Annotated in this window: 8 protein-coding genes; 4 read left to right on the top strand and 4 right to left on the bottom strand. The window is 46.4% G+C overall.

Features of this window, described 5'->3' with window-relative positions:
• Positions 1–558: 558 nt before the first annotated feature.
• Positions 559–1,476 carry an SGNH/GDSL hydrolase family protein gene (locus tag QT973_RS26550; RefSeq protein WP_333055869.1) on the bottom strand — a complete coding sequence of 306 codons (918 nt, stop codon included), beginning with the start codon at positions 1,474–1,476 and terminating at the stop codon, positions 559–561.
• A gap of 282 nt (positions 1,477–1,758) precedes the next feature.
• Between QT973_RS26550 and QT973_RS26555 the strand changes: the two genes are divergently transcribed.
• A complete protein-coding gene (locus tag QT973_RS26555) occupies positions 1,759–2,361 on the top strand; it encodes an IS607 family transposase (RefSeq protein ID WP_333055868.1) in 603 nt (200 codons plus the stop codon).
• 304 nt (positions 2,362–2,665) lie between these two features.
• Here QT973_RS26555 and QT973_RS26560 read toward each other — a convergent pair whose 3' ends face one another.
• On the bottom strand, positions 2,666–4,264 hold the full coding sequence (locus QT973_RS26560) for an ammonium transporter (protein ID WP_333055867.1): 1,599 nt from the start codon (positions 4,262–4,264) through the stop codon (positions 2,666–2,668).
• An 84-nt stretch (positions 4,265–4,348) separates the two neighbouring features.
• Positions 4,349–4,870, bottom strand: a complete 522-nt coding sequence (gene purE / locus QT973_RS26565) for a 5-(carboxyamino)imidazole ribonucleotide mutase (RefSeq protein WP_333055865.1) — start codon at positions 4,868–4,870, stop codon at positions 4,349–4,351.
• A gap of 231 nt (positions 4,871–5,101) precedes the next feature.
• Here purE and nagA point away from each other — a divergent pair, with 231 nt between their 5' ends.
• The 3 genes from nagA to QT973_RS26580 all read left to right on the top strand — a co-directional run bounded on the left by nagA (position 5,102) and on the right by QT973_RS26580 (position 7,971).
• Positions 5,102–6,331, top strand: a complete 1,230-nt coding sequence (nagA, locus tag QT973_RS26570) for an N-acetylglucosamine-6-phosphate deacetylase (protein ID WP_333055863.1) — start codon at positions 5,102–5,104, stop codon at positions 6,329–6,331.
• Between the two features lie 208 nt (positions 6,332–6,539).
• Positions 6,540–7,226, top strand: a complete 687-nt coding sequence (gene bchM / locus QT973_RS26575) for a magnesium protoporphyrin IX methyltransferase (protein ID WP_333055861.1) — start codon at positions 6,540–6,542, stop codon at positions 7,224–7,226.
• Between the two features lie 352 nt (positions 7,227–7,578).
• The gene (locus QT973_RS26580; protein ID WP_333055860.1) at positions 7,579–7,971 is read left to right on the top strand and encodes a DUF423 domain-containing protein; all 393 of its coding nucleotides are present in this window, start codon (positions 7,579–7,581) and stop codon (positions 7,969–7,971) included.
• 41 nt (positions 7,972–8,012) lie between these two features.
• On the opposite strand, the gene QT973_RS26585 is transcribed toward QT973_RS26580, so the two are convergent.
• A complete protein-coding gene (locus QT973_RS26585; protein WP_333238654.1) occupies positions 8,013–8,567 on the bottom strand; it encodes a hypothetical protein in 555 nt (184 codons plus the stop codon).
• Positions 8,568–8,860 lie beyond the last annotated feature (293 nt).

An 8,860-nucleotide genomic window follows, 5' to 3' on the forward strand; every position in this document is an offset into this window, starting at 1 on the left:
TTCATTGTTAACCTCCTGACTACATATTATCATTCTTGCTTACTACTGCTTATAAACTTAATGAAGTTTTATAATACTCAGCAATTTTCCGGGAAGACCCAGCCGATTTTAGATGCGAGGATTTTAGATGCAATAGTTATTTGGTTTTAAGTCCGTGTTTTAGCGGAACAAATCTTCAATAGATAATTCCCCAATCCTCAACCTCCCGACTTCGTATAGCCGGACTCATCTAAATTCGTCAACTATCAATCCAATGGTCTGTGCCTTTTGGATTCCACCATTTGTACAAACAGTTATTCTGTATCACCTTATACTAAATAGCTAACTATCATATTTCTTAATGTATCAGTCGCTACTTGACATAGCCAGTGACAACAGAGTAATCGGAGAGGGGGTGTCGAGGAGAAGGCGGGAGTTTTGAATTGGGGAGAGTGGGAGGAGTAGAGGGGGAGAGTTAGGGAGAATGTTACTTTATCCTTCCCCCCGAATTTATCCGTGGGGTCAATGCTTCAATTCTAAAATCTAAAATCTAAAATCTAAAATCTAAAGTCGATTGACTCATGACTCATTTTTCAACTGCATCTGATCGAATAGTTGTAGGGCCGATCGCCAAACCAGATAACCTTGATCGTTAAGGTGCAAGCCGTCTGTGCTGAGTTCAGTTGGCAAATTGCCGTCTGCATCCGCAAACAGTGGGTGCAAATCCAGATACAAAACATTTTCCGAACTAGCAATTTCTTTCAGCCGTCGATTTATTGCCCGAATCCGACTGTTAGGAATCGCCAACAGCCGATCGCGATTTTCCCAAGTAGCTTGTTCCCCGCTGTGGGGCAAAATCGACTGCACCACAACTTGTGCTTTGGGGTGCGCCCACCGCAAATCGCGAATAATCTGCCGCTGGTTGTCCAAAATCCCTTCGTCGCTCGCCCCCCGCAACAAATCGTTAATCCCAATCATCACAAACACTGTATCCGGCGCAGTGCGATCGAACAACTGCAACCGCTTCAGCAAACCCAGGGAAGTCTCCCCCGAAATCCCTTGATTCAGCCAAATTCGATCGACTGGTAACAGCTTAGTCGGAAACCACATACTGAGAGAATCCCCAGCCAAAACACTCAATCTTGAGGGTCGATTCGCCGCCACCGCCTCAGCTTCGCGACCCAACTGCGTCACCCACTGCTGGTAAGTCCATTTATGTCGCGGCCCGGGAACGGGCACGTCTAGCACTGCCTTTGTAGAGATCGCCGGTTGGCCAATTTGTTCCTGGGCCGCTTCTGCCGTCACCGCATCATTCGCCTGGAACCTTTCTGTCAAGTTGTTTCCCTGCAGCAGTAGTTGAGCGACTGTAAGTATCAGTACCCCGTTCGTCACCAAAGATAGCAAAGCCCAAACCGGAACAGTTTTCGATCGGCTAACTTCCATCCCTAAGAGGGATTTATGAGTTCTACTTCTGCTACCTCCTCCGAACTTCTCCATAAACTCAAGCTATTTGCAGGCCTCACACCGAATAATTTGCACTGATTGCTGCATCAAATTTTACCGCTCAATTAAAGCCTCAATTCTTGTAAGAATCAAGCACTGTGCTGTATTGGGCAAGGGCGGCGATGCAGAACTTTACTTTTTCGCACTACTTTACCATAAAAAATCTGCCTACCAAACTTTCTGGCACCGGAATCGGATTTGTCCAATCAGCATATCTCAACAAAAATCTATCTAAAACTCACCGAAATTACTCATTTCTGATGCTAAAATCCAAAAATGAAAAAATTAACTATAACTGAAGCAGCCAAACTTAAAGGTGTGAGCGCTTCCACCTTGCGAAGATGGGAAGCCGAAGGCAAGCTAATACCGGAACGCACCGCTAACGGTCACAGACGCTATGACCTAGCTCATCTTCTTGGCTTAAAACCCAACGGCGCTTTAACCATTGCTTACGCTCGGGTTAGCAGTCACAACCAAAAAGATGATTTAGACAGACAAAAACAAGTTTTGGAATTGTTTTGTGCATCTCAGGGGTGGCAATTCCAAATCATTGAGGATGTAGGTTCTGGGGTTAATTACAGTAAGCAGGGTTTACAACATCTAATTCGGGCGATCGCAGATAATCAAGTAGAAAGGTTGGTATTAACTCACAAAGACAGACTGCTGAGATTTGGTTCTGAAATAATTTTTAATTTGTGCGAACACTTTGGGACAGAGGTAGTGATTATAAATCAAACCGAAAATACTAGCTGTGACGAGGATTTAGCTAAAGATATACTAGAAATAATCACTGTTGTCTCCGCCCGCCTTGATGGCACCAGGAATCCCAAGAACAAGCGCGTCGTTGAAGAACTTAAAGCAATTGCCGGTAAACTCTAATCAATACACCAGTTTGCAAAGTTCGTTAGTTACAGATTCTCAATTCCCATTTCCCCATTACCAATTAACAATGATCGGCGCCGACTCATGCAATCGAAAACTGCTATATGTACGCCATTAAAAGTAAGCTAACAATAAAAATATGCCCGCGTTCGTATCGAAGATTGAAACGCGAGCACAACGATAGACAGCCATAAGTTGGCGGGTATTTCAGATTCGGGTTTTTCTGAATAAAGAGGTCGATTAGCTGATAAATAGCTAATCTACGACACGAAAGCTGAATTGGTCGATCTCTTCGCACGCTCTACAGTTTGTTAGTCTTCCCCCCAGAACCCCCACCATAACCGCCGTAGCTGGTCTCACTTCTGTTATCCAAGCTCGTTTCCTTCACAAACCCAGTGTAAGCTTCCATCCCGTGTTCGCCGATATCCAAACCTTCAGCCTCCTCTAAAGCCGAAACGCGGATACCCAGCAAAGCTTTGAGTGCCAGCCAAAAAATCGTACTCAGCAGCACGGTCATCCCGCCTACAGAGATAATGCCGACCAACTGCGCCCAGAGTTGACCAAAACCTCCGCCCACAAGCAATCCGGCTGCAGGGCCTGCGGTATAAAGTCCAGTTGTAGGCCCGTCAGCAAACAGCCCAACTGCCAGAGTTCCCCAGATTCCACAGACTAAGTGAACTGAAGTTGCGCCTACAGGGTCGTCAATTTTCAAGTTGTCGAAGAAAGTTACTGCGAAAACTACCAGGATGCCGGCGATTATGCCGATTATGGCAGAGTTGGGCACGTTGATCCAAGCGCAGCTAGCTGTTACGCCGACTAAGCCGGCGAGGATGCCGTTGATAATCATCGAAAGGTCGGGTTTGCCAAGGTACAGCCAAGCCGTAATGGTTGCAGCAACTCCCCCGAAGGCACCGGCAGTGTTGGTGGTGATCGCAATGTGGGCGATCGCATTTGGATCCAGGGCCATTGTCGAACCGGGATTAAACCCGAACCAACCCAACCACAAAATCAAACAGCCCAGGGTGGCAATGCTCATATTGTGTCCCGGCATCGCCACAGTATCGCCGTCGCGGTACTTGCCGAGCCGCGGCCCCAAAAATGCAGCTCCCATCAAAGCCGCCCAACCGCCTACGGAGTGAACCACTGTCGAACCGGCAAAATCCCAGAAGCCTGCGTCTGCCAGCCAGCCTCCGCCCCAAATCCAGTGTCCGGTAATTGGGTAAGCAATTCCTACTAGCAGCAAGCTGAAAATTAAGAATTCAAGGAATTTAATTCGCTCTGCAACGGCTCCAGAAACGATCGTCGCAGCAGTTCCCGCAAAAACTAATTGGAAAAAGAATTTAGCGTTGAGGGGGACTCCCGTCCAGTTAAGCGACTCGAAAATGCCTTGATAAGCGTCTCCTGTGGCGGGGCTGTTGTCGGCTACGTTCCACAGAAAAAATCCGCTGCTGCCGATAAACTCGTTGCCGTTGCTGAACATTAAGGCAAAGCCGATCGCCCAATAGGCGATCGTAGAAAGCGCAAAAACAATCAAGTTTTTGGACAGCACGTTAACCGCATTTTTCTGACGGCAAAAACCGGTTTCCAACATACCGAAACCGGCGTTCATAAAGAACACGAGCATCCCCGCCACCATGACCCACATCGTATCCAGCCCCACCTTAAGGCTTGCTAATTGTTCCTCGGTGGTTGGCGTGGCAGGGGTTTGGGCTACGGCCGCATATCCCCACACCAAGAAGATGATTGCAGCTAAAGGTATACAGGCTTGCCAACTTGGAGTGAGGCGGGCGATCGCCCGTGGTAACTTGTTCAACCTGTTGACTTTCGTAAAAAATTTAGCTGCTGGCAAATTTAAAGTCTCCCGCCTGACTTTTTTCGACTTTTTCTTTCCGACAGTCATTTTAATCACTTTTACCCTCTTTACGGCTACTAAGCTCAGCAATATTCGGAAAACTTTCCAATCTTACTACAAAAGTTTATTGGATTATTTGTTGAGATTGAGATAGTTATGATAGCCTAGCTCTTCTAGTTGATTTTGTTTTTTCAGTACAGATTCGGACAAAGTTTTGCGGTAATGCAAAACTCGCTCTAGCAATTCTGGCTGATGAGCTGCCAGTATCTGAACTGCCAGCAAGCCAGCATTCTTGGCGTTGCCGATCCCCACTGTTGCTACGGGTATTCCCGCTGGCATTTGCACGATCGAGTACAGCGAATCTACCCCTTGCAGGTGGCGGCTCGGTACGGGCACGCCAATCACTGGCAAGGGGGTTAAAGATGCTACCATACCTGGGAGGTGCGCCGCTCCCCCGGCACCTGCGATAATGACTTTCAAGCCTCGTTGGTGCGCGGTTTGGGCGTATTCCACCATGCGCTCAGGGGTGCGGTGCGCCGAGACGATCGCCACGGAGCAAGCAACACTGAATTCTTCGCAAACGGAGATCGCATCTTTCATGGTTGGCAAATCCGAATCGCTACCCATAATAATTCCAACTGTCGCTTGATTCATGCAATTTTCAGATTTCAGATTTCAGATAAATGCTAATTTTAAATGATTGCGTTAACTCAAATTTAGATATTTTGTACCAAAACTGACCCTTAAAAGCAATTTTGCCACCAGCCCCCGTCTGAGCAGCCCTGCAGCCAGCAAAAAGCAAAAAGCTCCCCCTCCTCACCAGCCACCGGATTTATCCGTAGCGAATATTAAATCTAAAATCTAAAATCTAAAATCTAAACTCGGATGACTGAAGCCACAACCCCAACTGCCACCCCCACAGATATTCTCAATGCTCGCCTCCCCGGCTGCAAGGATTTGCAGATGCTTGCTGTTGACGAAACGGGAATCATTCAAGAAGTTTTGCCGATGGACGCCGTATTTAAACGGATTTGTCCTCCTCATTTGCAAGTCGTTGATGTAGCAGGCGATTGGATTTCTCTGGGCGGTGTTGACTTGCAGATTAACGGGGCGCTCGGTTTTGCTTTTCCCGATTTAGAAATCGAGCATATTGAAATTTTGCCGAAAATTTGTCAATTTTTGTGGAATCAGGGAGTCGATGCTTTTTTGCCGACATTGGTGACAACTTCGGTGGATAAGTTTAGGCGATCGCTCTCGACTATAGCTGATTATATCCGCACTGTACAAACTACTGTTGCCGCAACCAATAAAGCCCAAACAGCGGAAATTATCGGCGTTCACCTCGAAGGCCCTTTTCTCAACCCCCAGAAGCGAGGTGCTCACCCAGTTGAGTTTTTGTTACCGCTAACTATAGAAAATGTCAAGCAAGTTTTAGGAGATTGTGCCGATATTGTCAAAATAATTACTTTAGCACCGGAGTTAGACAGCACTGGCGAAGTCATTTCCTATTTGCAAAGTTTGGGAATTTCCGTCAGCCTTGGACACTCCCAAGCGACGGCAGAGCAAGCACAGCAAGCATTTGATCGGGGAGCTTCAATGGTAACTCACGCTTTTAATGCAATGCCGAGTTTGCACCACAGAGAACCGGGTTTGTTGGGAGCGGCGATTGTTTATCCGGGGGTAAAATGCGGTTTAATTGCTGACGGGAAGCACGTTTCTCCGACAATGATTGATTTTTTGCTGCGCGCTGGTAGGTATGAAAAAGGCGTTTTTTTGGTGAGCGATGCTTTAGCTCCTTTGGGTTTGCCAGATGGTGTTTATCCTTGGGATTCCCGACAAATTGAAGTCAGAAAAGGTACAGCTTGGGTAAGATTAGATTACCACTCAGTCCTGGAATCTGCTACTTTGGCGGGTACAACTCTGCCGCTGTTGGCGGGAGTGCAGAATTTAGTGGAGTGGGGAATTTGCGATGCCGAAAGTGCGATCGCCCTGGCAACTGAATCTCCGAGAAGGGCGATCGGAATTTCGGGAATTATTGGCAAATCTGCAACTCAATTGTTGCGCTGGAATTTAAATGCTGCGACAAAGCAATTGACTTGGCATCGGTTATTTTAACCTGTTATACCATTTTAAATTAAAGAATTGAAGAATTGGGAATGGGCGAACTGGTATCACCCGATCGATTTGAGATTTTAGATGTGCCGTTTTCATCTAAAATCTCAAATCGCCCATCTAAAATCGGTTGTTGCAAGTTGCACATTTTCCGAACCGTATTGCTATATAATATCTAACCGTTGGCAATAAATCAGCAGCAGGCAGATCGATGAATTTGGTAGACGACAAGACTATAGTTAGACAGTATTTTAACTCGACGGGATTCGATCGCTGGCAGCGAATTTACGGCGAGGGCAAAGTCAATAAAGTTCAGCTAGACATCCGCACCGGGCATCAGCAAACGGTGGATACAGTCATCAAATGGCTGCAAGCTGACGGCAATTTGCCCGGGCTTTGTGTCTGCGATGCCGGCTGCGGTGTAGGCTCTCTGAGCATTCCCCTGGCTGAAGCTGGGGCAATTGTTTGTGCTAGCGATATTTCTGAAAAGATGGTAGCAGAAGCTTACGATCGATCGACAGCAGTTCCCGGCAAGCTCTACAACATCTCCTTCGCCGCCCAAGATTTGGAAGCTTTAACCGGCAAATTCCACACAGTGATTTGTTTGGATGTACTCATCCACTATCCTCAAAATAAGGCTGCGGAAATGATCGCACACCTAAGTTCGATCGCCGAATCGCGACTAATTCTTAGTTTTGCACCCAAAACTTTAGCACTCACCGCCCTCAAAAAAATTGGTGAACTTTTCCCAGGCCCCAGCAAAACTACCCGGGCTTACCAGCACCGCGAAGCTGATATTATCAAAATCCTAGAAAACAATGGTTTTGTGATTAACAGAACAGCGATGACTAGCACTAGCTTTTACTATTCTCGCTTGCTAGAAGCTGTGCGGAAATAGGTTAAAAATATTTGCAAAAAAGCTAATTTCTCATCAGCCTAGGGTGCGCCTAGCGCACCTTCCCTTACCAAAGTTACGCAAGTGAACCTCCATACTCTGCGATTGCTTCGCGGCGGCTCGCAATGACAAGTAAGGCACGCACCGCGCACCTTCTATCTCAACAATTAGATGTTTTTCCCTCTTCCTTCTTCCCTCTTCCTTCTTCCTTCTTCCTTCTATCCTTTACATCCGTTACATCCGTTACAGAATCCGTTGCCGAACTTCCCTCTTCCTTCTTCCTTCTTCCTTCTATCCTTTACATCCCGTACATTGCTCGTTGCCGAGCCTCCTTCTGCCCAATTCAATAAATATTATGTCAACGCTAATTTTAATTCGCATTTTTATAGCAGTCGCAGCGGTATTCGGAGGTTTATCCGTTGCAGGCGGTGCTTTCGCCTCCCACGCTTTAAAAAATCAATTGAGCGATCGAGCTTTAACCATTTTTGAGACCGGCGCCCGATATCAAATGTACCATGCCCTGGCTCTATTACTCGTCGCTTTACTCTTGAGCCGCGCCCAAGAGTCTCAAACATTTTTTGCAGTTGCTGGATGGGCTTTTATTGCCGGCACAATCATCTTTTCAGGCAGTTTGTACGCCCTGAGTTTGAGCGACATCAAATGGCTGGGTGCAATTACGCCGCTGGGGGGAGTTGCTTTTATTGTTGGTTGGGGATGTTTGGCAGTCGCAGCTTTTAGTTTTAAATAGGCAACTGGTAAATTTTGAAGCAATTACCAATTATCAATTACCTAATTATCAAAAACATCCCTGGAAAACAGCTCTGTCAAAGTACGCAAGTAAGGTACAAATACCGTTAAATCTTCAGCAGGAAGCCGCTCACATATTTCCCAAAATAAAATCAGCAGCATATCCTGCACTAACTCCCAACTTACATGAAGTTTCGGGTACAACATCACGCAAATTGGAAACAATTCTTGCTGTACCGGGTGAATGCTACCTTCCAAAACGCACCAGCACAAATAGCTTTGAAAAATCTCGACATCTCGGATACCAGAAATTTTTACCTCGCGATCGCTCAAATACCCGCTGCTGCTGCGGTATCCTTGATGCTGGGCACTAGCTCGATCGTACACTGCACTAGCAATCTGAGTCGTGTGCTGCAACAAATGCTGAACGGCTAATAGAGCTCTTGAATTCGGGGGCTGATTCGCCGCCGCCTCGTTAATCTCTCCGTAGGGAATGTGCAGATAGTCGTCTACAACTTTTAAGTAGGGCGCAAATTCCGCTCTCTCTGACTCCGAAAGACATCCTAACAAGATTTTGCTAGTGTATTGAAACTCCATTGTCACAAATCCCAGCACTAACGGATCTGTCTTTGAGTATTTTCGCCTCACTTTGATAATATCTTTTCCCACCAGCACTGACAAGCGGAAAATAGGTTCTCTATCCGCATAAGCGTCTATTGCTTTCCGATATAAGGTGCGAGAATCGGCGGCAATTTCTAAAGAATTAATTAAACTTGGATCGATCGCGTGTCGCTCTATTTGTGTCTCTAAAAGCAGGGTAAACGCATCTTAATTTCAACCTCAAACATGATAAGATGAAGTGTTTAGCTAAATCAAGTGCGTAATTGATA

The sequence above is a fragment of the Microcoleus sp. Z1_A1 genome, assembly GCF_036700305.1.
GTDB lineage: Bacteria > Cyanobacteriota > Cyanobacteriia > Cyanobacteriales > Microcoleaceae > Microcoleus.